21 protein-coding genes, 1 tRNA gene and 1 pseudogene are annotated in these 22,784 nt (G+C 71.2%); 13 read left to right on the top strand and 10 right to left on the bottom strand.

The window, feature by feature from the left end:
* Nucleotides 1-226: 226 nt before the first annotated feature.
* Entirely contained in the window at nt 227-1,462 is a 1,236-nt protein-coding gene (locus tag AB0G20_RS13965) for an MFS transporter (protein ID WP_361300735.1), read from the top strand.
* Between the two features lies 1 nt (nt 1,463).
* Nucleotides 1,464-1,760, top strand: a pseudogene (locus tag AB0G20_RS13960) (transposase); the annotation flags it as partial.
* Between the two features lie 337 nt (nt 1,761-2,097).
* On the opposite strand, the gene AB0G20_RS13955 reads toward AB0G20_RS13960, so the two are convergent.
* Both AB0G20_RS13955 and AB0G20_RS13950 read right to left on the bottom strand, forming a co-directional pair.
* Nucleotides 2,098-2,171: transfer RNA gene (locus tag AB0G20_RS13955), tRNA-Pro, on the bottom strand.
* A gap of 42 nt (nt 2,172-2,213) precedes the next feature.
* Nucleotides 2,214-2,477 carry a hypothetical protein gene (locus tag AB0G20_RS13950; RefSeq protein ID WP_361300732.1) on the bottom strand — a complete coding sequence of 88 codons (264 nt, stop codon included), beginning with the start codon at nt 2,475-2,477 and terminating at the stop codon, nt 2,214-2,216.
* Nucleotides 2,478-2,701: 224 nt separating this feature from the next.
* On the opposite strand from AB0G20_RS13950, the gene AB0G20_RS13945 reads away from it, so the two are divergent.
* Nucleotides 2,702-3,046 (top strand): cupin domain-containing protein, encoded by a 345-nt coding sequence (locus tag AB0G20_RS13945; RefSeq protein WP_030840645.1) that lies wholly within the window; start codon nt 2,702-2,704, stop codon nt 3,044-3,046.
* Between the two features lie 13 nt (nt 3,047-3,059).
* On the opposite strand, the gene AB0G20_RS13940 is transcribed toward AB0G20_RS13945, so the two are convergent.
* Entirely contained in the window at nt 3,060-4,058 is a 999-nt protein-coding gene (locus AB0G20_RS13940) for a LacI family DNA-binding transcriptional regulator (RefSeq protein ID WP_361300729.1), read from the bottom strand.
* Nucleotides 4,059-4,169: 111 nt separating this feature from the next.
* Between AB0G20_RS13940 and AB0G20_RS13935 the strand changes: the two genes are divergently transcribed.
* Complete coding sequence (locus AB0G20_RS13935; protein ID WP_361300726.1) at nt 4,170-5,333, top strand: Gfo/Idh/MocA family oxidoreductase; 1,164 nt, start codon at nt 4,170-4,172, stop codon at nt 5,331-5,333.
* A 10-nt stretch (nt 5,334-5,343) separates the two neighbouring features.
* Here the strand turns inward: AB0G20_RS13935 and AB0G20_RS13930 are convergent, their stop codons facing one another.
* On the bottom strand, nt 5,344-5,958 hold the full coding sequence (locus tag AB0G20_RS13930; RefSeq protein ID WP_361300723.1) for a TMEM175 family protein: 615 nt from the start codon (nt 5,956-5,958) through the stop codon (nt 5,344-5,346).
* A 64-nt stretch (nt 5,959-6,022) separates the two neighbouring features.
* Nucleotides 6,023-7,054, bottom strand: coding sequence for a LacI family DNA-binding transcriptional regulator (locus AB0G20_RS13925; protein WP_361300720.1), 1,032 nt, complete (start codon nt 7,052-7,054; stop codon nt 6,023-6,025).
* Between the two features lie 108 nt (nt 7,055-7,162).
* Between AB0G20_RS13925 and AB0G20_RS13920 the strand changes: the two genes are divergently transcribed.
* The 4 genes from AB0G20_RS13920 to AB0G20_RS13905 all read left to right on the top strand — a co-directional run bounded on the left by AB0G20_RS13920 (nt 7,163) and on the right by AB0G20_RS13905 (nt 11,238).
* Nucleotides 7,163-8,320: a phytanoyl-CoA dioxygenase family protein gene (locus AB0G20_RS13920; protein WP_361300717.1), complete on the top strand. Its 1,158-nt coding sequence runs from the start codon at nt 7,163-7,165 to the stop codon at nt 8,318-8,320.
* A gap of 8 nt (nt 8,321-8,328) precedes the next feature.
* The gene (locus tag AB0G20_RS13915) at nt 8,329-9,105 is read left to right on the top strand and encodes an SDR family oxidoreductase (RefSeq protein ID WP_361300714.1); all 777 of its coding nucleotides are present in this window, start codon (nt 8,329-8,331) and stop codon (nt 9,103-9,105) included.
* Between the two features lie 115 nt (nt 9,106-9,220).
* Nucleotides 9,221-10,225 carry a Gfo/Idh/MocA family oxidoreductase gene (locus tag AB0G20_RS13910; protein ID WP_361300711.1) on the top strand — a complete coding sequence of 335 codons (1,005 nt, stop codon included), beginning with the start codon at nt 9,221-9,223 and terminating at the stop codon, nt 10,223-10,225.
* Nucleotides 10,222-11,238 carry a Gfo/Idh/MocA family oxidoreductase gene (locus tag AB0G20_RS13905; RefSeq protein WP_361300708.1) on the top strand — a complete coding sequence of 339 codons (1,017 nt, stop codon included), beginning with the start codon at nt 10,222-10,224 and terminating at the stop codon, nt 11,236-11,238. Before AB0G20_RS13910 ends, AB0G20_RS13905 begins: the two co-directional genes overlap by 4 nt.
* A 43-nt stretch (nt 11,239-11,281) precedes the next feature.
* Here the strand turns inward: AB0G20_RS13905 and AB0G20_RS13900 are convergent, their stop codons facing one another.
* Genes AB0G20_RS13900 through AB0G20_RS13880 form a run of 5 tightly spaced genes read right to left on the bottom strand, consistent with a single transcriptional unit; the run spans nt 11,282 to nt 16,236 of the window.
* Nucleotides 11,282-12,301, bottom strand: a complete 1,020-nt coding sequence (locus tag AB0G20_RS13900) for a Gfo/Idh/MocA family oxidoreductase (RefSeq protein WP_361300705.1) — start codon at nt 12,299-12,301, stop codon at nt 11,282-11,284.
* Nucleotides 12,302-12,319: 18 nt separating this feature from the next.
* A complete protein-coding gene (locus AB0G20_RS13895; RefSeq protein WP_361300702.1) occupies nt 12,320-13,222 on the bottom strand; it encodes a sugar phosphate isomerase/epimerase in 903 nt (300 codons plus the stop codon).
* Between the two features lies 1 nt (nt 13,223).
* Nucleotides 13,224-14,135, bottom strand: a complete 912-nt coding sequence (locus AB0G20_RS13890) for an ATP-binding cassette domain-containing protein (RefSeq protein WP_361300699.1) — start codon at nt 14,133-14,135, stop codon at nt 13,224-13,226.
* A 5-nt stretch (nt 14,136-14,140) separates the two neighbouring features.
* Nucleotides 14,141-15,217, bottom strand: coding sequence for an ABC transporter permease (locus AB0G20_RS13885; RefSeq protein ID WP_361300696.1), 1,077 nt, complete (start codon nt 15,215-15,217; stop codon nt 14,141-14,143).
* On the bottom strand, nt 15,217-16,236 hold the full coding sequence (locus AB0G20_RS13880) for a sugar ABC transporter substrate-binding protein (RefSeq protein WP_361300693.1): 1,020 nt from the start codon (nt 16,234-16,236) through the stop codon (nt 15,217-15,219). Before AB0G20_RS13880 ends, AB0G20_RS13885 begins: the two co-directional genes overlap by 1 nt.
* Nucleotides 16,237-16,558: 322 nt before the next feature.
* Here AB0G20_RS13880 and iolC point away from each other — a divergent pair, with 322 nt between their 5' ends.
* From iolC to AB0G20_RS13855, 5 genes are read left to right on the top strand one after another with little or no spacing between them, the layout of a single operon-like run.
* A complete protein-coding gene (gene iolC / locus AB0G20_RS13875) occupies nt 16,559-17,536 on the top strand; it encodes a 5-dehydro-2-deoxygluconokinase (RefSeq protein WP_361300690.1) in 978 nt (325 codons plus the stop codon).
* Between the two features lie 13 nt (nt 17,537-17,549).
* Nucleotides 17,550-18,428 (top strand): deoxyribose-phosphate aldolase, encoded by an 879-nt coding sequence (locus AB0G20_RS13870; protein ID WP_361300687.1) that lies wholly within the window; start codon nt 17,550-17,552, stop codon nt 18,426-18,428.
* A gap of 36 nt (nt 18,429-18,464) precedes the next feature.
* Entirely contained in the window at nt 18,465-19,358 is an 894-nt protein-coding gene (iolB, locus tag AB0G20_RS13865) for a 5-deoxy-glucuronate isomerase (RefSeq protein ID WP_361300684.1), read from the top strand.
* On the top strand, nt 19,355-21,226 hold the full coding sequence (gene iolD, locus AB0G20_RS13860; RefSeq protein ID WP_361300681.1) for a 3D-(3,5/4)-trihydroxycyclohexane-1,2-dione acylhydrolase (decyclizing): 1,872 nt from the start codon (nt 19,355-19,357) through the stop codon (nt 21,224-21,226). The genes iolB and iolD overlap by 4 nt, the downstream gene beginning before the upstream one ends.
* A gap of 55 nt (nt 21,227-21,281) precedes the next feature.
* Nucleotides 21,282-22,775, top strand: a complete 1,494-nt coding sequence (locus AB0G20_RS13855) for a CoA-acylating methylmalonate-semialdehyde dehydrogenase (RefSeq protein ID WP_361300962.1) — start codon at nt 21,282-21,284, stop codon at nt 22,773-22,775.
* Nucleotides 22,776-22,784 lie beyond the last annotated feature (9 nt).

Below are 22,784 nucleotides of genomic sequence, written 5' to 3'. Positions count from 1 at the left end.
GCGGGTCGCCTGCGCTCAGGCGAACAAGGACCGAGCGAACGAGGACCGCACACAGTGATGTCGAGGGAAGCGCTGACGCCACGCCCCTCGGACGGCTGCACGTGAGCCCCTGAGAAGTCGTCTGGCGGGAACCGGGCGGAATGTCCCCGGAGCCCGTCCAGCGGCGGCGCGAAAGCCTTGCTCCCCTCCCTTACTTATCTCGAAGCCCACCTGGAGGCCCTCACCCATGTCCACCCGCGCCTGGCTCATCCTTCTCGCGGTCGGATTGTTCGCCATAGGCACCGACGGTTACGTCATCGCCGGGCTCCTGCCCGAGATGGGCCGCGACCTCGGCGTGTCGGACAGCGACACGGGCCACCTCGTGAGCGCGTTCGCGCTGGCCTACGCCCTCGGCGCGCCGCTGCTCGCGGTGGCTCTGGGCAACCTCCCCCGGCGCCCTGTGCTCATTTCCAGTCTGACGGTGTTCGCCGCCGCCAATGTGGCCGCCGCACTGGTCGACTCCTACGAGACCATGATCGTCATCCGGGTGCTGTCGGGCCTGGCCGCGGCGGTGTTCAGTCCCGGAGCAGTGGCCGTCGTGCCCTCACTGGTCCCTGCCGAGCAGCGGGGTCGTGCGCTGAGCACGGTCAGCGCTGGCATCGCCGTCTCTACCGCCGTGGGTGTGCCGCTGGGCACCCTGATCGGCAACGCGTTCGGCTGGCGCACCACCTTCCTGGTGGTCGCGGCTCTCGGTGCTCTGGCCTGCCTGGGACTGGTGTTGTTGCTCCCGCCACTGCCGCCGAACCCGCCCGCAGACCTGCGCACCCGTGTGGCAGCCTCACGAACCGCGGGAGTGCCCAGCGCACTGTGCGTCACAGTCCTGTGGATCGCCGGCGCGTTCACCCTGCTGACGTACCTCAGCCCCGTGCTCGACGAGGTGGGAAACGTGCACGGCACCATGCTGAGCATCTGGCTGGCCATCTACGGTCTGGCAGCCGTCACCGGCAATCACCTGGGCGGCCGGGGCGCCGATCGCTTTCCCGCACAGAGGCTCACCGTGGTCACCACGACCGGCCTCCTGGTCGCGCTCGCCTCCTTCGGCCTTCTGGGCTCACTGGGCGTGGGCGGCGCCACAGGAGCAGGCTGGGCCATCGTCGGCCTGGTCACCTGGGGCATCTTCGGCTGGGCGTTCGCACCCATCCAGTCGCACCGCCTCGTACAGTTGGCCCCGGAGTCGGCGAGCGTCGTCCTCTCCCTGAACAGCAGCGCCATCTACATCGGCATTTCCGCCGGGGGCTTCCTCGGTTCCGCGGCACTCGCCGAAGGGGGCGCCGCGGCGGTCGGCTGGACAGCGGCGGCTGTCGAACTGCTCGCTGTCCTTGCCTCGTTGGCACTGCTCCGCCGCAGCGCGCGACAGGTCGAACGGATCATGCCCACCGAACCGAAGTCGAGCCGCGACTCCAGCGCCTCCTTGAATCCATGATCCCAGCCCGGTCGACCGCGCACGTCCGGGCAGCAAGCATCCCTCACCGACGGCCAGGGCATCCCGCTCGCGGTGTCGCCGACCGGCGGCAACCGCAACGACGGCACCCAGCTGCTGCCCTTGCTCGACAGGGTCCCGGCAGTCGCCGGTGTCGTCGGCCGCCCGCGCCGGCGCCCTGCTCGCTGACCGGGGCTACGACCACGACAAGTACCGGCGCCTTGTCCGGGTGAGAGGCATCACCCCGTTGATCGCCGAACGAGGCCAGGAACGCGGCTCTGGCCTGGGCGTCTTGCGTTGGGCGACCGGACGGATGCCCGCCTTCTGGTTCCCGGGTGACTGATGGACCGGTTTCGCCGACGCCGGAGTCCAGGTACACGTCCTCCGCCGGATCGCCGGCCACGGCTCCCTGACCACCACCCAGCGCTATCTACACCCCGACGTACACAAGATCACGGCCGCCGGGGCGGCGCTCTCCGCACACCTCAGCGTGCTGCGCACCTCGCTCGCTGCCGAGCCCGATCGTCGTGACCCGCTGACCCCGGTCAAGGGCGCCGGTCCCCAACTGGTCCCCAAGAATGATCAAGGGCCGGTTTCGGACACCTCCGAAACCGGCCCTGACCTGCGACCGTCTCCAGTCGGGACGACAGGATTTGAACCTGCGACCCCTTGACCCCCAGTCAAGTGCGCTACCAAGCTGCGCCACGTCCCGTTGCGTATTGCGCGGTTGACCGCGTGATCACGCAGGTCAACCCTACCGCATGGGGAGCCGCCCCCCGGCCCGTGCCGACGGCCGGTCCGGGCGCCGGGTCCAGCCGGCGAGACCCACCGTCGAGACGGCGACGGCGAGGACGGCCCACCAGGGGAGGCCCGCCTTGGTCGCGTGCCCCGCGCAGGCGGCCACGGCCAGGAGTGCCGTGACGGCACCTCCGGCCAGACCGGGCCGCCGGGCGGGCCCTTGCCGCGTCTCGTCCACGTCCTGCTCCCCCTTCACCGCACACTCGCGCATCCCGGACATCTCAACTCCTGGGCATATGCCGCAAACAATACGCGAGTCGGCGGGAACTCCCGACCAGGGCATAGGGGTTGAGCCGGGCATAGGCGGTGGGATGGGGTGCCGCTCCGGTCCCGGCCGCGCCCCGCGGCCCCGGAAACAGGGACGACGGAATGTCCGCCCGGCCCGCCCGGCACCCCACACTCTGTCGAGGCCGCTCCCCCGCTCAGCGCGGCTAGGGTCGCCGCATGACGCACAGCTTCGTACTGCACATCCCCGACGCCGAGCTCGAACCCGAGCCCCTCGCGCCCGAGCAGATCGTCTCCGGGACGCCCGAGGTGACCGGGAAGGTGGTCTGGGAGTCGGAGGACGGCCGTCAGGTGCGGGGCGTCTGGCAGATCACGCCCGGCGTGGTCACCGACACCGAGGCCGACGAACTGTTCGTCGTGATCAGCGGGTCGGCGACGATCGAGGTCGAGGGCGGCCCGACGCTGACGGTCGGGCCCGGCGACATGGCCGTCCTGCGCGAGGGCGACCGTACGACGTGGACGGTGCACGAGACCCTGCGCAAGGCGTACGCGATCAACCTCTGAGCGAGGTGGGCGATCAGGGCGCCGGCGCGGTCGACCCCCTGATCTCCAGGGTGGGCGTGGCCAGTTGGACGCGACCGGCTCCACCAGCGCCCTCGAAGCGCTCCAGGAGGCAGCGCGCCGCCCGGCGGCCGACCTCGTGGCTCGTGTTGTCGACCGTCGTGAGCCACACGTGCCGCAGCCGGGCGATGCTCGTGTTGTCGTAGCCGACGACGGACACGTCGCGCGGCACGCGCAGCCCCAGTTCCTCGGCCGCCGAGAGCACGCCGATGGCGGCGATGTCGTTGACGGCGAAGACGGCCGTGGGCCGCTCGGGGCGGCTGAGCAGCCGGACCGTCGTGCGGTAGCCGCCCTCCTCGGTCATGTCGCTCGGCTCGACCACCACCTGCTCCGCGAGGCCGTGCCGGCGCATCGTCGCCTCGAAGCTCCGGCGCCGCAGCTCGCCCACCGCGCCGTATCCAGCGATGTGGGCGATACGGCGGTGCCCGAGGCCGATCAGATGCTCGGTGACCAGCCGGGCACCCCGCTCGTCGTCGCCCGCCACGACGTCGACGCCCGGCGGCGCCGGTTCGCGGGAGCCGGCCAGCACGACCGGGATCCGCTCGGCGACCCCGCCGAGGGCGGCCGGGTCGGGCAGGGTGCCGACCACGACCAGTCCGTCGACGCGCAGCTCCAGCAGCGGGTCGGCCGGGTCCTGGCCGGTGCGGCGGTTGAGGCGGGCGTCGGCCAGCAGCATCTGCAGGCCGTTGGCGTGCAGCAGGGAGTTCAGGCCGTCGAGGAGGTCGACGAACCAGGGGTTGCGCAGATCGTTCAGGAGGACGCCGACCGTGCGGGTGCGCTGCTCGCTGAGACTGCGGGCGGCGGCGTTGGGCCGGTAGCCGAGCTCCCGGGCGGCCCGGAGCACGGCGTCCCGCTTCTCCGGGCGCACCTGGTCGGAGCCGCGCAGGACGAGGGAGACCAGCGACTTGGAGACACCGGCCCGCTCGGCCACGTCTCGGATCGTCGGCGGTCTCATGGGATGGACCGTTCCATGCGGCGCCACGGCTTGTCAAAGGGTTGACAGCGTCGACAAACCCCGCTCAGGGTGGCCTGGACAAGTTCTGGAACGGTCCAAAGAGGGGCTCTCATGGTGGACACGCTCGGCGTCGCCGTCATCGGATTCGGCTGGATGGGGCGGGTGCACACCCAGGCCTACGCGCGCGTGCGGCACCACTATCCGCACCTGCCCCTCGTCCCGGAGCTGGTGACGGTCGCGGAGGAGGTCCCCGGCCGGGCGGAGGAGGCCGCCGCGCAGTTCGGGTTCGCCTCGACGACGCGCGACTGGCGCGAAGTGGCCGCCGACCCGCGGGTCCAGGCGGTCAGCATCACCGCGCCGAACTTCCTGCACCGCGAGATCGGTGTCGCCATGGCCGAGGCGGGCAAGCACATCTGGATCGAGAAGCCGGTGGGCCTGACCGCCGAGGACGCCGGCGCGGTCGCGGACGCGGTGGCCAGGGCGGGCGTGCAGGGCGCCGTCGGCTTCAACTACCGCAACGCGCCCGCCGTCGAGGCGGCCCGCGAGCTGATCGCCTCCGGGGAGATCGGCACCGTCACCCATGCCCGCGTCCGGCTGTTCAGCGACTACGCGGCCCATCCCGAGGGCGCGCTGACGTGGCGCTACGAGCGGGAGCGGGGCGGCAGCGGGGTGCTGGGCGACCTGGCGTCGCACGGCGTGGACCTGGCCCGTCATCTGCTCGGCGACATCACGTCCCTGACGGCCGACACGGCGGTCTTCCTCCCGGAGCGGGCCCGTCCGACGAGCGCCACGGCGGGCCACAGCCGCGCCGCCGGAGGTGAACTCGGCCCGGTCGAGAACGAGGACTACGTCAGCTGCCTGCTGCGCTTCTCCTCCGGGGCGCGCGGCGTCCTGGAGGCCTGCCGGGTCTCCGTCGGCGAGCAGAACAACTACGGCTTCGAGGTGCACGGCACCAAGGGCGCCGTGTTCTGGGACTTCCGCCGCATGAACGAGCTGGGCGTCAGCCGCGGCACGACGTACCAGGACCAGTCCGTCACCACGGTGTACGTCGGCCCGGGCCACGGCGAGTTCGCCGCGTTCCAGCCGGGCGCCGCGAACGCCATGGGCTACGACGACCTGAAGGTCATCGAGGCGTACCGCTTCCTGAGGTCGGTCGCCGAGGGCACCGCGCACGGAGCGACGCTCACGGATGCCGTGCGCAGCGCGGCCGCACTGGACGCGATGGCGCGCTCGGCGCGCAGCGGTACGTGGGCGGACGTGGCCGGGAAGGCCTGATGCGGTTTCCTCAGCTCGTCGAGGTCTGGAGCCGCCGGCCGAGGTAGACCTTCGTCGGGACGAGGACGAGCCACAGCCACATGATCCCGGGGCCGGTCGCGAACACCAGCGGGACGGTGGCGAGGAAGACCACCACGATCGTGGCGCTGTCGAGGAGATAGAGCGTGCTCGCCGCCTGGGAGGGCCTGCCGTGCCGCAGCCAGGGACGCTTGGCCAGCACGGCGGCCACCGCCAGGTGGGAGGCGCCGAGCGCGGCCACCGCCCCCGCGTAGACGGCGACCGACACGGGCTGGTCCCCGTACTCGGCGAGCAGCCGGGTCGGGAACGGGACGAGCGCCGCGACGCCGAGGCCGACCATGGAGATGCTGATCACCTGACCGTCGATCTCCCGGACGTCCTGGAAGATCCGGCGGTGGTCGCGCCAGTAGCTCCCCAGCACCCAGACGCTCAGCGCGTAGGCCCCGAGCTCCGGGAGCAGCTCGCGCAGGGCCGCGCGGTAGGCCGCGGGATCGAGTTCCCTGGCCACGGAGAGATCCAGGACGAGCAGGGTGATGGCGATGGCGAACACGCCGTCGACCAGGGTCACCAACCGCTCGGGGCCGCCGTCCGGGCGCGAGGTCCACATGGGCCCGACGGTATGGGGCGCGGGCGGGTCTCCTCCCGGACACACGCCCGGAAGCGCCCAGGGATCACACGGCCGCCTGCGGCGGCATGTTGTACGGCGTCACCACCTGGATCGCCGACGGCAGGGTCGGTCTCGCCGGCGGCAGCGCGTCATGGGCGCGCATGACGGTGTGGCAGGCCTCGCGGACGTCCTGGCGGAGGTCGTGGTGGAGCACGGCGGACAGGCGGTGCTCGCGCAGCAGACGGGTGTTGTCGTGGTCGAGGTCGTGCGCGACGAACACCGCGCAGTCGCGGCCGAGGTCGTCGAAGGCCCGCAGCGTGGCGATGTTGCCGCCGCCGATCGAGTAGACCGCGCGGATGTCCGGGTCGCGTTCCAGCGCGGCCCGGACGAGGTCGTACTGGGTGGCGTCCAGGCCCTGCCCCTCGGCGATCTCGACCAGCGTGCGCTCGGGATGCCGGGCGCGCATGACGCTGCGGAAGCCCATCTCGCGCTCCTCCTCGTTGCGGAAGAAGCCGCTGCTGAGGCTGGTGAGGATGTTGCCCGGGCGCTCCCCCAGCCACTGGCCCATCAGGTACGCGGCCGTCGCGCCGGCCGCCCGGTCGTCTATGCCGACGTAGGCGAGGCGGGCACTGGCGGGCAGATCGGTCACCAGCGTCACGACCGGGACGCCGGCGGCTTCGAGCCGGCCGACAGCGGCGGTGACCTCGGGGACGTCCGGGGCCTTGAGGATCACGCCCTGCGAGCCGCGCCGGGCGATCCGGTCCAGGATCCGCACCAGTTCCCCGGCCGGGCCGGTCTCGCGGAAGTGGAAGCGGGAGCGCAGCACCGCCGGACGCAGGGCCGGCAGCTCGGCCTCCAGGGCGGCGCGGATCGCCGTGGTGAACCGCTCGGGTGCCTGCATCACGATGTCGACCATGAACGTCCGGCCGACGAGCCGCACCTGCGTGCGCTGCCGGTCGAGGTCGGCGATGGCCTGGCGGACCTCCCGTGCGGTGCTCTCGCGCACGCCTCCCCTGCCGTTCAGCACCCGGTCGACGGTCGCCTCGCTCAGGCCCGCCTGTCGTGCGATCTCCCGGATCGGGAACGGGTGGCCCATGCGTCGGCTCCTTGAGGGGTTTTTGATGGCTCGCTGCTGGTTGTTCGAGGGGTTTGTACTGACAAGAATGACAGGGCTGCGTCGCTCCGTGACCCCGAAGGGACGACGATGTCCTTCACTTCCGTACACCGCCGCGCCTGGCTGTCCGAGCAGGACTGCGATCTCGACGCGTTCCGCGCGCTGGTCGAGCAGGCGACCGACCCGGTCGACTATCCGCACGCCTCCGCCGTCGAGCGGAACGTGCCCGTCTACGACTGCGGCCTGCTCGAAGGCGACCGGGTGGTCCAGGCCGAGCTGGTGCGGGCGCTCGCCGACGGGCCCGGGATCGTCGTCTTCCGCGGTGCCTTCCCCGACCCGGAGGTCGTGGACCGGGCCACCGAGGTGTTCGAGGCGCTGATCGCCGAGCAGCGCGCCTCGGGCGCGGCGGCCGGTGACCACTTCGCCAAGCCGGGTGCCAACGACCGGGTCTGGAACGCGCTGGAGAAGGCGGCCCTCTACGACCCGGAGGCCTTCGCCGACTACTACGCGAACGACGTCCTGGCCCTCGTGGCCACGGCCTGGCTGGGCCCCGGTTACCAGGTCACCTCCCAGCTCAACGTGGTCAACCCGGGCGGCGCCGCCCAGACCGCGCACCGCGACTACCACCTGGGCTTCCTGTCGAACGACGCCGCAGCGGCCTATCCGGCGCAGGTGCACCGCCTCTCCCCCGTGCTGACGCTCCAGGGCGCGGTCGCGCACTGCGACATGCCGGTGGAGTCCGGACCGACGATGTACCTGCCGCATTCGCAGAAGTACGAGCCGGGCTATCTCGCCTGGCGGCTCCCGGAGTTCAGGGCGTACTTCGAGGCGCACCAGGTGCAGCTGCCGCTCGCCAAGGGCGACGCCGTGTTCTTCAACCCGGCCCTCTTCCACGCGGCCGGCACCAACCGCTCGGCGGACATCCGGCGCATGGCCAACCTGCTGCAGGTGTCGTCCGCCTTCGGGCGTGCGATGGAGACGGTGGACCGGGAGGCGGTGTCCAACGCGGTGTACCCGGTTCTCCTCAAGCGCAAGGCCGAGGGTGCCGACCAGGCGTGGCTGGACCAGGTGGTCGCGGCGAGCGCCGAGGGCTACCCCTTCCCCACCAACCTGGACAGCGACCCGCCGGTGGACGGTCTGGCCCCGCCCTCGCAGGCGGATCTGGTGCGGCGGGCGCTGCGCGAGGAGTGGACGCCGGAGGCGCTCCGGGCGGAGCTGCGGGCCGGTGCCGAACGACGAGAGAGCTGAGGAACTCGATGGGACTTCTCGACGACAAGGTCGTGCTGGTCAACGGCGGCAGCCAGGGGGTCGGCGCGGCCATCGCCCGGGCCGCGGTCCGCGAGGGGGCGGTCGTGGCCGTCACCGGGCGGCGCGCCGGGCCCGGCGAGGCGCTGGTGGAGGAACTGACCGCCGCGGGCGGCAAGGCCCTGTACGTACAGGCCGACCTGTCGGACGCCGGGCAGGCGAAGGCCTCCGTGGCGCGGGTCGTGGAGACGTACGGCCGGGTCGACTGCCTCGTGAACTCCGCCGGTCTGACGTCCCGGGGGACGTTGCTGGACACCACGCCCGAGCTGTTCGACCAGCACATCGGGATCAACCTCAAGGGCCCGTTCTTCGCGATGCAGGCGGCGGTGGCGGACATGGTGGGGCGCGAGGAGCCCGGCACGATCGTCAACATCATCACGTCGTCGGCGCACGGCGGACAGCCGTTCCTGGCGCCGTACGTCGCCGCCAAGGCCGGGTTGATCGGCCTGACCCGCAACGCCGCGCACGCGCACCGGTGGGACCGGGTCCGGATCAACGGGCTCAACATCGGCTGGACGGCGACGGAGGGCGAGGACGCCACCCAGAAGGCCTTCCACGGCGCCGGGGACGACTGGCGCGAGCAAGCCGCCGCGAAGCTGCCCATGGGCAAGCTCGGCCAGCCGGACGAGATCGCCGACTTTGTTGTGTTCCTGCTGTCGGAGCGGTCCGGGGTGGTTACGGGGTCGGTCATCGATTGGGATCAGAACGTGTTGGGCGGACTCGACTAAGGATGTGCCGCGCATTGCCGTCGGTTGTGTGAGGCCCCGTTGTGGCTGGTCGCGCAGTTCCCCGCGCCCCTAAGGGCATAGAACCACTCCCCGTTTGCAGCTAGGAGCAACACTCATGCGTATCGGAATCCTCGGCCTCGGCCGCATCGGCGCCTTCCACGCCGAGACCCTCTCCGGACTCGACGCCGTCGACTCCCTCGTCGTCACCGACCCGTTCGCGGACGCCGCCAAGGCCGCCGCCGAGCGGTTCGGGGCCGACGTCGTGGACTCGCCGGAGGCGCTGCTGGCCGCAGGCGTGGACGGCATCGTCGTCGCGGCGGCGACGGACGCCCACCCGGCGCTGATCCTGGCCGGTGTCGAGGCCGGCGTCCCCGTCTTCTGCGAGAAGCCCGTCGCCAGGACCATGGCCGAGGGTGTCGAGGTGCTCAAGGCCGTGCGCGGCCGGGACGTGCCGATCCAGATCGGCTACAACCGCCGTTTCGACGCCGGGTTCGTCAATGCCCGGGCCGCCGTGCAGAGCGGTGAGCTCGGCACGCTGCACACGGTCCGCTCGACCACGCTGGACCCGGCGCCCCCGCCCGCCGCGTACATCGCCGCCTCCGGCGGCATCTTCCGCGACTGCTCGGTGCACGATTTCGACATCATCCGCTGGGTGACCGGCCGCGAGGTCAGGGAGGTCTACGCCGTCGGCGGCAACCGGGGTGCCGACTTCATCAAGGAGGCCGGCGACGCCGACACCACCGGCGCGATCCTCACCCTCGACGACGGCACCATCGCGGTCGTGTCCAACTCCCGCCACAACGCCCGCGGTTACGACGTCCGCATGGAGATCCACGGCTTCACGGACTCCATCGCCGTCGGCCTGGAGGACAAGCTGCCGCTGCGCTCGGTCGAGCCGGGCGTGACCTTCCCCGCGGGCACCCCGCACGACTTCTTCATGGACCGCTTCACCGCGGCCTACCGTGCCGAACTGACCGCGTTCACCGAGGTCGTGGCCGGCACCCGCCCCTCTCCCTGCACGATCGAGGACGCCCTGGAGGCGGGCTGGATCGCGGACGCGTGCACACTGTCCCTGCACGAGCACCGTCCCGTGACGATCGAGGAGGTACGGCAGGCATGAGCGAGAAGGGCCGGGAACCCCTGCGCATAGGTGTGCTGGGAGCCGCGCGGATCACCGAACGCTCCCTGATCGACCCGGCCCGGGCGACCGGCCACCGCCTCGTCGCGGTGGCCGCCCGCGACCGTGCCCGCGCCGAGGCGTTCGCCGCCGGGCACGGTGTGGAGCGGGCGGCCGGCTCGTACGCCGAGCTCATCGCCGATCCCGAAGTCGACGTCGTCTACAACCCGCTCGCCAACGGCCTGCACGGCCCGTGGAACCTGGCCGCCCTCGCGGCCGGCAAGCACGTGCTGTCGGAGAAGCCGTCGGCGAGCAACGCCGCGGAGGCGGCGGACGTACGGCAGGCCGCCGAGAAGTCGGGGGCGGTCTTCATGGAGGCCTTCCACTACCTCTTCCACCCCGTCACCAGGCGCCTCCACGAGCTGCTGGCCTCGGGCGAACTCGGCGACCTGCGGCACGTCGAGGCCATGGTCGCCATCGCCGCGCCGCCGGACACCGACCCACGCTGGTCGCTGCCGCTGGCCGGCGGCGCCCTGATGGACCTCGGCTGCTACAGCCTGCACGCGCTGCGGATGCTCGCCCCCTGGGCGGGCGGCGCCCCGCGCCTGACCGAAGCCCGGGGCGGTGAGCGCGCGGGCGCCCCCGGGGTCGACGAGTGGCTGGACGCCGACCTGGAGTACCCGGGCGGCGCGACGGGCGCGGCCCGCTGCCACATGGCGTACGACGGCCTGGACATGAGCATCCGGCTCGTCGGCTCCCGGGGCGAGGCGACGGCCCCGAACTTCGTGCTGCCCCAGATGGACGACCGGATCGTGGTCCGCACCCCGGAGGGCGAGCGCACGGAGCACCTCGGCACGCGCTCGTCGTACACGTACCAGTTGGAGGCGTTCGCGGCCCGGGTGCGCGGCGGTGCGCCGCTGCCGCTGGACGCGGACGACGCGGTGACGACGATGGAACTCATCGACGCGTGCTACCGGAAGGCCGGGTTCGAGCCCAGGCCGCGGACCAGGATCTGACCCACACGCGTGAACAGGGCCCGGGGGTGACCCCGGGCCCTGTTCACGCGTACAACGCGGGCTTCTCCACGAGTTCGACCTCGACCCGGCCGCCGTCCTCCAGTGCCCGGACCCCCGCCTCGCACACCGCCGCCGCGGCATAACCGTCCCACACGCTCGGGCCGGTCACCTCGCCGCGGCGGGTGGCGTCGATCCAGGCCTGGATCTCGTGGTCGTAGGCCGTTTCGAAGCGCTCGGTCCAGTCCTGGGCGATGGTGCCGCCCCAGCGGCCGGCCATGTGGGTGACCAGGGCGTGGCCGTCGCCGATGCGGGCGGTGCCGCGTTCGCAGACCACCTCGGCCTGGACCTGGTAGCCGAAGCCGCAGTTGACGAAGATCTCGACGTCGCTGAGGGCGCCGCCGTCGGTCTCGAAGACGACGAACTGGGGGTCCTGCAGGGCGTCCGGGGCGTTGGCCGACGGGGTGGGGCGCAGCACCGTGACCGCCGTGATCTCGTGGCCCAGGAGCCAGCGGGTCGCGTCGGCCTCGTGGGCGACGGAGTCGCTGATGAGCATGGAGCTGGTGAAGAAGGGCGGGCTGGCCACGTTGCGGTGCCGGTTGTGCACCATGAGCGGGCGGCCCAGCTGGCCCGTTGCCAGCAGGGCCTTCAGCTTCGCGTACTCGGGGTCGTAGCGGCGCATGAAGCCGACCTGGACCCGGCGGTGGCCGAGTCGTTGTTCGGCTTCGAGGACGCGCAGGGCGGAGGCCGCGTCGGGGGTGAGCGGCTTCTCGCACAGGACGGGCAGATCGTGCTCGAAGGCGGCGAGGAGTGCGGCCTCGTGGGCCGAGCCCGGTGAGGCGATCAGGACGGCGTCGACGTCGGATGCCGCCATCGCGGCCGCCGGGTCGGTGTGGGCGGTGCAGCCGTCGACACGGGCGGCGACGGCCTTCGCGCGCTCCGCGTCGACGTCCACGACGGCTGCCACCCGCGCCCCGCTGGTGACTTCATGGATGCGGCGCACATGGTCGGCGCCCATCCTTCCGGTACCGATGACCGCGACTCCGAGGGAAGCGCGCTCCGTCATGGCCGTCCTTTCGGGTCGTCAGGCGCCGCAGGACCTCAGGAACTTGCGGGTGCGCACCGCGATCGGCAGCGGCTTGTCCGGCTCGCAGGGGTACATGTCCTGTTCGACGATGGCGAAGAGGTCCACGCCCAGCTTCTGCGCGGCCGTCAGGACGGGGCCCAGCTCCGGGACACCGGCGGGCGGTTCGCACATCACACCGCGTGCGACGGCCGGGCCGAACGGGATCTCGTTCTTGACGACGTCGGCGAGGATCTCCGGGTCGACCTGCTTGAGGTGCAGATAGCCGATGCGCTCGCCGTACGTCTCGATCAGCTTGACGCTGTCGCCGCCGCAGTAGGCGTAGTGGCCGGTGTCCAGGCAGAGGTTGACCGCGTCGGAGTCGGTCGAGTCGAGGAACTGCTCGACGTGCGCCTCGGTGTCGATGTGGGTGTCGGCGTGCGGGTGGACGACGATGTCCAGGCCGTAGCGGTCCTTCACCTCGCGGCCGAGGCGCTCCATGCCCGTGGTGAGGTTGCGCCACTGCTCGGTGGTGAGCTCCGGGGCCTCCAGGATCTCGGCGGTCTTGTCGTCGCGCCAGAACGACGGGATGACGACCAGGTGCTTCGCGTCCATGGCCTGGGTGAGGGCGGCGACCCGGCTGACCTGCTCCCAGGTGGAGTCCCACTCGGAGGGGCCGCGGTGCAGTCCGCAGAAGATCGTGCCCGCGGAGACCTTCAGGTTCCGCTTGGTCACCTCGTCGGTGAGCCGGGCCGGGTCGGTCGGCAGGTAGCCGTACGGGCCGAGTTCGATCCAGGAGTAGCCGGCTTCGGCGACCTCGTCGAGGAAGCGTTCCCAGGGCACCTGCTGGGGGTCGTCGGGGAACCAGACACCCCAGGAGTCGGGGGCGGAGCCGACCCGGATGCGGTCGAGCGCGAAGGCCATGTCAGGACTTTCCTTCCGAAGACGTGGCTACGGGAGCGGTGAGGTCCCCCTCCTCGGGGAGCTCCTCGACGTCGACGCCGCGAACCTGCGCCAACTCGTGCTTGAGGGAGGCGAGTTCGGTACCGCCGGCCATGTGGTTGGTCAGCTCTTCGAGGCTGACCTCGCTGCGGGAGGCGGACAGTTCCATGGTGCCGAGGCGCAGCACGCTGAAGTGGTCGCCGACCATGTAGGCGTGGTGCGGGTTGTGGGTGATGAAGATGACGCCCAGGCCCTTCTCGCGGGCGGCGGCGATGTACTTCAGCACCACACCGGACTGCTTGACGCCGAGGGCGGCGGTCGGCTCGTCCAGGATGAGGACGCGGGCGCCGAAGTAGACGGCGCGGGCGATGGCGACGCACTGGCGCTGGCCGCCGGAGAGCGTGCCGATGGGCTGCTCCATGTCGTCCAGGACGATGCCCATGTTGCGCAGCTCTTCGTCCGCGGTCTTCTTCATCTTCTCGATGTCGAGACGGCGCAGCGGCCAGGGGCCCTTGGTCATCTCGGAGCCGAGGAAGAAGTTGCGCCACACCGGCATCAGCGGGACGACGGCGAGGTCCTGGTAGACCGTGGCGATGCCCTTGTCGAGGGCCTCGCGCGGGGTGGAGAAGCGCACCGGTTCGCCGTCGACGAGGAACTCGCCCTCGGTGTGCTGGTGCAGCCCCGAGATGATCTTGATGAGGGTGGACTTGCCGGCGCCGTTGTCGCCGAGGACGCAGGTCACTCTGCCGGGGTGGACTTCGAGGCTCACGCCGTGCAGGGCGCGGATGTTGCCGTAGGACTTGCCGGCGCCGCGGAGTTCGACGAGCGGACGCTCGCCGGCGGGCGGGGTGTCCTTGAGGACGGCACCGTGGGTGCCCGTTTCTTTGCTGGTCATCGCGGTCACCTCCGGGTCGCCGTGCGCTGGACCCACAGATTGATGAGAACGGCGCCGAGGAGCATCACGCCGAGGAAGGCCTTGAACCAGTCGGGGTTCCAGCCGGCGTAGACGATGCCCTGCTGCACCATGCCGAACATGAAGGCGCCGAAGACCGGGCCGATCGCGGAGCCGTAGCCACCGGTCAGCAGACAGCCGCCGATGACGGCCGCGGCGATGTAGATGAGCTCCTGGCCCACGCCCTCGCCGGACTGCACGGTGTTGAAGGAGAACAGCTGGTGCATGCCGACGAACCAGGCGCCGAAGCCGACCAGCATGAACAGTGAGATCTTGGTGAAGGTCACGGGCACACCGACGGCCCGCGCGGAGTCCTTGTTGCCGCCGACGGCGAAGATCCAGTTGCCGTACTTGGTGCGCAGCAGCACCCAGGTGGCCAGGGCAGCGAAGACCAGCCACCACACCACGGTGATCTTGACGTTGACCCCGCCGACCTCGAACGTCGAGGCGAAGATGTTCTGCGCCTGGGTGAAGCCGTCCATGTCGCTGATGTCGTCGGTGGCCACGTTGCCCGTGACCAGCTTCGTGATCGCGAGGTTCACGCCCTGGAGGATCAGGAAGGTGCCCAGAGTGACCAGGAAGCTCGGCAGGCCGGTCTTGACCAGCAGCCAGCCGTTGAACGCGCCGATCGCGAGCGACACGAGCAGGGCGACGATCACGCCGACCCAGACGTTCATGGTCAGCTGGTAGCTGAGCATCGACGCGGTCAGCGCCGAGGTGATCACGGCGACACCGGCGGACAGGTCGAACTCGCCGCCGATCATCAGCAGGGCCACGGGCAGCGCCATGATCCCGATGGTCGACGACTGGTACAGGATGTTGGCCATCGAGCTGCCGTCGCGCACCGGCGGCGCCGCGAACAGGAAGAACACGAGCACGGCGACGGCGCCGAGGAACACACCGACCTCGGGCCGGGCGAGCAGCCGCAGCGCCAGCGGCCGCTGCCGCGTCCGGCCGTCGGACTGCTTCCGGCCGGGGGCCGGCGGCGTGTCCACCGCCGGCTCAGCCTGCTGGGTCATGCTCATCACCGGGTGCCCTTCGCGGCGAACTCCCCGATCTTGTCGACGTTGGACTTGTCGACGAAGGCCGGACCGGTCAGCACGGGCTGCTCACCGCCACCGCTGTAGTTGCCGTTGTTCTTGTAGAGCCACAGGCCGTCGACGGCCAGGTAGCCCTGGAGGTAGGGCTGCTGGTCGACGGCGAACTGGATGTCGCCGGCCTTGATGGACTTGATCAGGTCCTTGTTGAGGTCGAAGGTGGCGACCTTCGCCTTGCTGCCGGCGTCGCCGACCGACTGCACGGCCGTCAGGGCGAAGGGGGCGCCGAGGGTGACGACGTAGTCGATGGACGGGTCCTGCTTCAGCTTGGCGGTGATCGTCGACTTCACGGCCGGCATGTCCGTGCCGTTGACGTTCTGCGGGTCGACCTTGCCCTCGAAGGTCTTCGCCACGCCGTCACACCGCTGCGTCAGGCCGACGTTGCCCTGCTCCTGCATGACGCAGAGGACCTTCTTGGCGCCGACCTCGTTGAGCTTCTTGCCGAAGGCCTCGCCGGCCACCGACTCGTCCTGGCCGAAGAACTCCAGGAGGTTGAGCTTCTTCCAGTCGCTGAGGCCGGAGTTGAGGCCGACGACGGGTATGCCGGCGCTCTCGGCCTTGCCTATGACGCCCTTGAGAGCGTCCGGCTTGGCCAGGGTGACGGCGATGCCGTCGACCTTCTGGTCGATGGCGTTCTGGACCAGGTTGGCCTGGTTGCCCGCGTTCGGGTCGGCGGAGTAGATGAGCTTGATGTTGTCCTTGGCGGCGGCGGCCTCGGCGCCCTTGCGGACGGTGTCCCAGAAGGTGTCGCCGGGCGCCTGGTGAGTCACCAGGGCGACCGTCATGCGGGGCGTGGTCGCCTTGCCTGCGGAGGCGTTCGCGGCGCCTTCCTCGGACTTCTTGCCTCCGGAACTGCTGGAGCAGCCTGCGAGGGTCAGGGCCGCTGCCGCGGCCACGGCGACGACGGGCGCGAACCTGCGAGAGCGGGGGTGAGAAGAGCGGTCCATCTTTCCTGGCACCTCACTGTGCTACTGCGGGGGAAAGGAAGGGATCACGAAGGGATCCGTGGTCCCGGAGCCTTACGGAGTCCGGATCATGATGCCGCAAACCGACTGTTGCGATGGCACGGGATACAAGTCCCTGCCGCGCCCGCTGTCAATACTTTGTTAAGACATCATTTCACGAGCAGGTCCGAATGTAAGTACAAACTATTGACAGCGCCACCCTCCGAGACCTACACCTGTGAGGCGGCAGGTCCCGTGGATCCACGCCCCCACCGTGTCAGGGCGCCCCAGGACCCGCATCCCCAGCTTCCCGAGGAGGTCGCGCATGGCCGAGCCAGCCCAGTATTTCGATGTGATCACGATGGGCCGCATCGGGGTCGACCTCTATCCCCTGCAGACCGGCGTCCCCTTGGCCGAAGTGGAGACCTTCGGGAAGTTCCTGGGAGGTTCGGCGGCCAACGTGGCGGTCGCCGCGGCCCGCCTCGGACGCCGGACGGCGGTGATCACACGCACCGGCGACGACCCCTTCGGCACCTACCTGCACGAGGAGCTGAAGGGATTCGGCGTCGACGACCGCTGGGTCACCCCGGTCGGCGCGTACCCGACGCCGATCACCTTCTGCGAGATCTTCCCGCCGGACGACTTCCCGCTGTACTTCTACCGCCGCCCCAAGGCCCCGGACCTGGAGATCCACACCGACGAGCTGGACTTCTTCGCGATCCGCGGGGCCCGGATCTTCTGGATCACCGGCACCGGCCTGAGTGAGGAGCCGAGCCGCTCGGCCACACTCGCGGCCCTCAAGGCCCGCGACAAGTCGGAGATCACCGTCTTCGACCTCGACTGGCGCCCGATGTTCTGGCGCGACCCCGCAGAAGCCCGCCCGTACTACCGCGAGGCGCTGCAGCACGCCACGGTCGCCGTCGGCAACCTGGACGAGTGCGAGATCGCCACCGGCGTGCGCGAGCCGCAGGCCTGCGCGGACGCGCTGCTGGAGGCGGGCGTCGAGCTGGCCGTCGTCAAGCAGGGCCCCAAGGGCGTGCTCGCCGTGCACCGCGACGGCAGCCGGGCCGAGGTGCCGCCGGTGCCCGTCGAGGTGGTCAACGGCCTGGGTGCGGGCGACGCCTTCGGCGGCTCGCTCTGCCACGGCCTGCTCGCCGGCTGGGACCTGGAGAAGACCATGCGCCACGCCAACGCCGCCGGCGCCCTCGTCGCCTCGCGCCTCGCCTGCTCCTCCGCGATGCCCACCGAGTCCGAGGTCGAGGACCTCCTCGCCGGGGTGCCGTCGCCGAGCACGAGCCACTGAAACGGAGTCTTCCTTGAACATCGGCATCCCGGACCTCGCCACGGTCCGAGCACGCAATCCCGAGGCCGTCGCGGAGGCGGCGGCCCGCCGGACGCGCCGGCCGTTGATCGGCGACAGCGGCCGGCTGATGATCGTGGCAGCCGACCACCCGGCGCGCGGCGCTCTCGGGGTCGGCGACCGGCGCATGGCCATGGCCAACCGCGCGGACCTGCTGCAGCGGCTGTGCACCGCGCTGTCGCGGCCCGGCGTCGACGGGGTGCTCGCCACCGCCGACATCCTGGAGGACCTGCTCCTGCTCGGGGTGCTGGAGAACAAGGTCGTCATGGGCTCGATGAACCGCGGCGGACTCGCCGGCGCCTCCTTCGAGATGGACGACCGCTTCACCGGCCACCGCGCCGAGGACATCGCCCGGCTCCGCTTCGACGCGGGCAAGCTCCTGGTCCGCATCGACTACGACGACCCGGGCTCGCTGACCACCCTGGAGTCCACCGCGCGGGCGATCGACGCCATGGCGGCCCACCGGCTGCCCCTGTTCGTCGAGCCGTTCATCTCCCGGCGGGTCGACGGCAGGGTCCGCAACGACCTGTCCGCCAAGGCCGTCACCCGGTCCGTCGCCATCGCCTCCGGGCTGGGCGGCACCTCCGCCTACACCTGGCTGAAGCTGCCCGTCACCGACGACCCGGACGACATGGCCGAGGTCCTGGAGACCTCCACGCTGCCCGTCGTCCTGCTCGGCGGCGAGGTCGGCGACGACCAGGAGGGCGCCTACGAACGCTGGCGCAAGGCCCTGCGGCTGCCCACCGTCCAGGGCATGGTCGTCGGGCGGTCGCTGCTCTACCCGGCCGAGGGCAGCGTGGAAGAAGCGGTGGACACGGCCGTCGGCCTGCTCTGATGCAAGAGGGACCTGCTGTGATCCGAAAGGCACACGATGACGTATCACCTTCCCGCGGGTAAGGCCCTCGGCGGCCCCTACACCGTCGACATCACTCCCGAGAAGGCCGGCTGGGGCCATTCCAGCCTGCGGATCCTGGAGCTGCCGCCGGGCGGCGAGCACTCCTTCGACACCGGTGACAGCGAGTGGCTCGTCGTCCCGCTCAGCGGCGGCTGCACGGTCGCCGCGGTGGACGACTTCGGTCAGGACACCTTCGAACTCCAGGGCCGCGCCGACGTGTTCAGCGGCGTCAGCGACTTCGCGTACGTCCCGCGCGACGCCCGCGCGAGGGTGACGTCCGCCGGCGGCGGCCGGTTCGCGCTGACCGGCGCGCGCTGCACCCGCCGGCTGCCCGCCCGTTACGGCCCGGCCTCCGAGGTGCCCGTGGAGCTGCGGGGCACCGGGAACTGCTCCCGGCAGGTCAACAACTTCGGCGCGGCCGGGGTCTTCGAGTGCGACAAGCTCATCGCGGTCGAGGTGATCACCCCGGGCGGCAACTGGTCGTCGTTCCCGCCGCACAAGCACGACGAGCACCGGCCGGGCGAGGAGTCCGTGCTGGAGGAGATCTACTACTTCGAGTTCGCCGGCCACGACGGCATCCCCGGACTCGGCTACCAGCGCGTCTCCCCCTCCGGCCCGGGCCGGGACACCGACGTCCTCGCCGAGGTCCGCGACGGCGACGTCGTCCTCATCCCGGACGGCTGGCACGGCCCGTCGATGGCCACGCCCGGCCACCACATGTACTACCTCAACGTCATGGCGGGCCCGGAGGACGAGCGTGCCTGGCTGATCTGCGACCACCCCGACCACGCCTGGGTCCGCGACACCTGGCCGGACCAGCCGGTCGACCCCCGCCTCCCCCTCTACACCGCCCCGGAGACCCCCGCATGAGCGCCCCCACCCGCCGACTGACGACCGCCCAGGCCCTGGTGCGGTTCCTGTCCGCCCAGTACACCGAGCGGGACGGCGTGCGCCGCCGGCTGATCGCCGGGACCTGGGGCATCTTCGGCCATGGCAACGTTGCCGGGGTCGGCCAGGCGCTGGTCGAGTACGCCGATGTGATGCCGTTCCACCAGGGCCGCAACGAGCAGTCCATGGTGCACGCGGCCGTCGGCTACGCCCGGCAGCTGAACCGCCTGTCCGCGCAGGCGGTGACGACCTCGATCGGCCCGGGCGCCACCAACCTGGTCACCGGCGCGGCCCTGGCGACGATCAACCGGCTGCCGGTGCTGCTGCTGCCCGGCGACTACTTCGCCTCGCACGCCCCCGACCCGCTGCTCCAGCAGCTGGAGCACCCGGTCGAGGCCGACGTGTCGGTCAACGACACCCTGCGCCCGGTGTCGAGGTACTTCGACCGGATCACCCGCCCCGAGGCGCTGATCCCCTCGGCGCTCCAGGCGATGCGGGTGCTGGCCGACCCGGCGGAGACCGGTGCCGTCACCCTCGCCCTGCCGCAGGACGTGCAGGCGGAGGCGTACGACTGGCCGGAGGAGTTCTTCGCCGAGCGCGTCTGGTACGTACGGCGTCCCGCGCCCGACCAGGTCGAGCTGACCGCCGCCGTCGAGGCGATCCGGTCGGCCGAACGGCCGCTGATCGTGGCGGGCGGCGGTGTGCACCACAGCGAGGCCGAGACGGCGCTCAAGGCGTTCGTGGACGCCACCGGCATCCCGGTCGCCTCCACCCAGGCCGGCAAGGGCTCGCTGCGCCACGACCACCCCGCCGACCTCGGCGGCATCGGCCACACCGGCACGGCGGTCAGCGACGCACTCGCCCGCACCGCCGACCTGGTGATCGGTGTCGGCACCCGCTACACCGACTTCACCACCGCCTCCGGCACGCTCTTCCAGAACCCGGGCGTACGCTTCCTCAACCTCAACATCACCGGCTTCGACGCGCACAAGCTGGCCGCGCGGACGCTGGTGTGCGACGCGCGGTCCGGTCTGGAGAAGCTGGCCGAGGGGCTGGCCGGGCACCGCGTGTCCGAGGCGTACGAGGCCGAGTACCGCGCCGGCAAGGAGCGCTGGGACGAGGTCGTCGAGGCCGCCTACCGGGCCGACGACGAGAACGCGGTCCCGACCCAGACGCAGGTGCTGGGCGCGTTGGACGCGGCCGTCGGCGACGACGACGTGGTCATCAACGCGGCCGGTTCGCTCCCCGGCGACCTGCACAAGCTGTGGCGCTCCCGCAGCCCGCGCCAGTACCACCTGGAGTACGGCTACTCCTGCATGGGCTACGAGATCCCGGCCGGCATCGGCGTCCAGCAGGCCGCCCCGGGCACCCCCGTCTGGGCGCTGGTGGGCGACGGCACCTATCTGATGATGCCGACGGAGATCGTCACCGCCGTCCAGGAGGGCCTGCCGGTCAACATCGTCCTCCTCCAGAACCACGGCTACGCCTCCATCGGCGGCCTGTCGGAGGAGACCGGCGGCGAGCGGTTCGGCACCGCCTACCGCTTCCGGGCCGCCGACGGCACCTTCACCGGCGCCCCGCTCCCGGTCGACCTCGCCGCCAACGCCGCCAGCCTCGGCATGGACGTGCTGCGCGCCAAGACCGTGCGCGAGCTGCGCGAGGCGCTCACCGCGGCCCGCGCCTCCGACCGGCCGACGTGCGTGTACGTCGAGACCGACCCGGCCCCGACCGCTCCCCCGGCCGAGGCCTGGTGGGACGTGCCGGTGGCCGAGACCGCCTCCCGCGAGGCGGCCGTCGAGGCCCGCGAGCGCTACGACCGCCAGGTGGCCGGACGCCGCCGTCACCTCTGAACGCCCGCCGAACTCCCCCGCTGACTTCAGGCTCCACGAAAGGCCCTTGCGCACCATGAAGACCATCACCCACTGGATCGACGGCAAGCCCGTCGAGAGCACCTCCGGCCGGTTCGGCCCCGTCTACAACCCGGCGACCGGCGCCCAGGAGAAGCAGGTCGCGTTCGCGTCCGTCGACGAGGTGGATGCCGCGGTCGCCTCCGCCAAGACCGCCTTCGAGAGCTGGGGCGAATCCTCCCTGGCCAGGCGCACGGCGATCCTGTTCAAGTACCGCGAGCTGCTGGACGCCCACCGCGACGAGATCGCCGAGCTGATCACCGCCGAGCACGGCAAGGTGCACTCCGACGCGCTCGGCGAGGTCGCGCGCGGCATGGAGATCGTGGAACTCGCGTGCGGCATCTCCGTCCAGCTCAAGGGCGAGCTGTCCACCCAGGTCTCGACCCGGGTCGACGTCGCCTCGATCCGCCAGCCGCTGGGCGTGGTCGCGGGCATCACGCCGTTCAACTTCCCGGCGATGGTGCCGATGTGGATGTTCCCGCTGGCGATCGCCTGCGGCAACACGTTCGTGCTGAAGCCGTCGGAGAAGGACCCGTCGGCCTCCTTCCGCCTGGCCGAGCTGGCCACCGAGGCGGGTCTGCCGGAGGGCGTCCTGAACATCGTGCAGGGCGACAAGACGGCCGTGGACCGCATCCTGGAGCACCCGGACATCGAGGCGGTGTCCTTCGTCGGCTCGACGCCGATCGCCAAGTACATCCAGCGAGCGGCCGTCGAGCACGGCAAGCGGGTGCAGGCCCTGGGCGGCGCCAAGAACCACATGCTGGTCCTGCCCGACGCCGACCTGGAGCTCGCCGCCGACCAGGCGATCAACGCGGCGTACGGCTCGGCCGGCGAACGCTGCATGGCCGTGTCGGTGGTCGTGGCCGTGGGTGACATCGGTGACGAGCTGGTCGGCAAGATCGCCGAGCGCGCGAAGAACCTCAAGATCGGCCCCGGCGACGACCCGGCGTCCGAGATGGGCCCGCTGATCACCCGCGAGCACCGCGACAAGGTGGCGTCGTACGTGGCGTCGGCCGCCGAGCAGGGCGCGGAGGTCGTCGTCGACGGCACGGGCTTCTCGGTGGACGGCCACGAGAACGGCTTCTTCCTCGGCGTCTCCCTGCTGGACCGGGTGCCGCTGACGGCGGACGCGTACAAGGACGAGATCTTCGGCCCGGTGCTGGCGGTCGTCCGCGCGGAGACGTACGAAGAGGCCATCCGGCTGATCAACTCCTCCCGCTGGGGCAACGGCACCGCGATCTTCACCCGGGACGGCGGCGCCGCACGCCGCTTCCAGCTGGAGGTCAAGGCGGGCATGGTCGGCGTCAACGTCCCGATCCCGGTCCCCGTCGGCTACCACTCCTTCGGCGGCTGGAAGGACTCCCTCTTCGGAGACCTGCACGTCTACGGCAACGACGGCATCGCCTTCTACACGCAGGGCAAGGTCATCACCACGCGCTGGCCGGACCCGTCCGACGGCGGCATCAACCTCGGCTTCCCCAGCAACTCCTGACACCCGTAA

The organism is Streptomyces sp. NPDC024017 (assembly GCF_040638895.1).
Classification (GTDB): Bacteria; Actinomycetota; Actinomycetes; order Streptomycetales; family Streptomycetaceae; genus Streptomyces.
Note: the sequence above shows the minus strand (reverse complement) of the source record. Positions and strands in the feature narration are given on the sequence as shown.

What these genes read in the sequence shown, in the direction of transcription:
- AB0G20_RS13965 (WP_361300735.1), top strand. Translation starts at nt 227, where the DNA reads ATGTCCACCCGCGCCTGGCTCATCCTTCTCGCGGTCGGATTGTTCGCC.
- AB0G20_RS13950 (WP_361300732.1), bottom strand. Translation starts at nt 2,477, where the DNA reads ATGTCCGGGATGCGCGAGTGTGCGGTGAAGGGGGAGCAGGACGTGGAC.
- AB0G20_RS13945 (WP_030840645.1), top strand. Translation starts at nt 2,702, where the DNA reads ATGACGCACAGCTTCGTACTGCACATCCCCGACGCCGAGCTCGAACCC.
- AB0G20_RS13940 (WP_361300729.1), bottom strand. Translation starts at nt 4,058, where the DNA reads ATGAGACCGCCGACGATCCGAGACGTGGCCGAGCGGGCCGGTGTCTCC.
- AB0G20_RS13935 (WP_361300726.1), top strand. Translation starts at nt 4,170, where the DNA reads ATGGTGGACACGCTCGGCGTCGCCGTCATCGGATTCGGCTGGATGGGG.
- AB0G20_RS13930 (WP_361300723.1), bottom strand. Translation starts at nt 5,958, where the DNA reads ATGTGGACCTCGCGCCCGGACGGCGGCCCCGAGCGGTTGGTGACCCTG.
- AB0G20_RS13925 (WP_361300720.1), bottom strand. Translation starts at nt 7,054, where the DNA reads ATGGGCCACCCGTTCCCGATCCGGGAGATCGCACGACAGGCGGGCCTG.
- AB0G20_RS13920 (WP_361300717.1), top strand. Translation starts at nt 7,163, where the DNA reads ATGTCCTTCACTTCCGTACACCGCCGCGCCTGGCTGTCCGAGCAGGAC.
- AB0G20_RS13915 (WP_361300714.1), top strand. Translation starts at nt 8,329, where the DNA reads ATGGGACTTCTCGACGACAAGGTCGTGCTGGTCAACGGCGGCAGCCAG.
- AB0G20_RS13910 (WP_361300711.1), top strand. Translation starts at nt 9,221, where the DNA reads ATGCGTATCGGAATCCTCGGCCTCGGCCGCATCGGCGCCTTCCACGCC.
- AB0G20_RS13905 (WP_361300708.1), top strand. Translation starts at nt 10,222, where the DNA reads ATGAGCGAGAAGGGCCGGGAACCCCTGCGCATAGGTGTGCTGGGAGCC.
- AB0G20_RS13900 (WP_361300705.1), bottom strand. Translation starts at nt 12,301, where the DNA reads ATGACGGAGCGCGCTTCCCTCGGAGTCGCGGTCATCGGTACCGGAAGG.
- AB0G20_RS13895 (WP_361300702.1), bottom strand. Translation starts at nt 13,222, where the DNA reads ATGGCCTTCGCGCTCGACCGCATCCGGGTCGGCTCCGCCCCCGACTCC.
- AB0G20_RS13890 (WP_361300699.1), bottom strand. Translation starts at nt 14,135, where the DNA reads ATGACCAGCAAAGAAACGGGCACCCACGGTGCCGTCCTCAAGGACACC.
- AB0G20_RS13885 (WP_361300696.1), bottom strand. Translation starts at nt 15,217, where the DNA reads ATGAGCATGACCCAGCAGGCTGAGCCGGCGGTGGACACGCCGCCGGCC.
- AB0G20_RS13880 (WP_361300693.1), bottom strand. Translation starts at nt 16,236, where the DNA reads ATGGACCGCTCTTCTCACCCCCGCTCTCGCAGGTTCGCGCCCGTCGTC.
- iolC (WP_361300690.1), top strand. Translation starts at nt 16,559, where the DNA reads ATGGCCGAGCCAGCCCAGTATTTCGATGTGATCACGATGGGCCGCATC.
- iolB (WP_361300684.1), top strand. Translation starts at nt 18,465, where the DNA reads ATGACGTATCACCTTCCCGCGGGTAAGGCCCTCGGCGGCCCCTACACC.
- iolD (WP_361300681.1), top strand. Translation starts at nt 19,355, where the DNA reads ATGAGCGCCCCCACCCGCCGACTGACGACCGCCCAGGCCCTGGTGCGG.
- AB0G20_RS13855 (WP_361300962.1), top strand. Translation starts at nt 21,282, where the DNA reads ATGAAGACCATCACCCACTGGATCGACGGCAAGCCCGTCGAGAGCACC.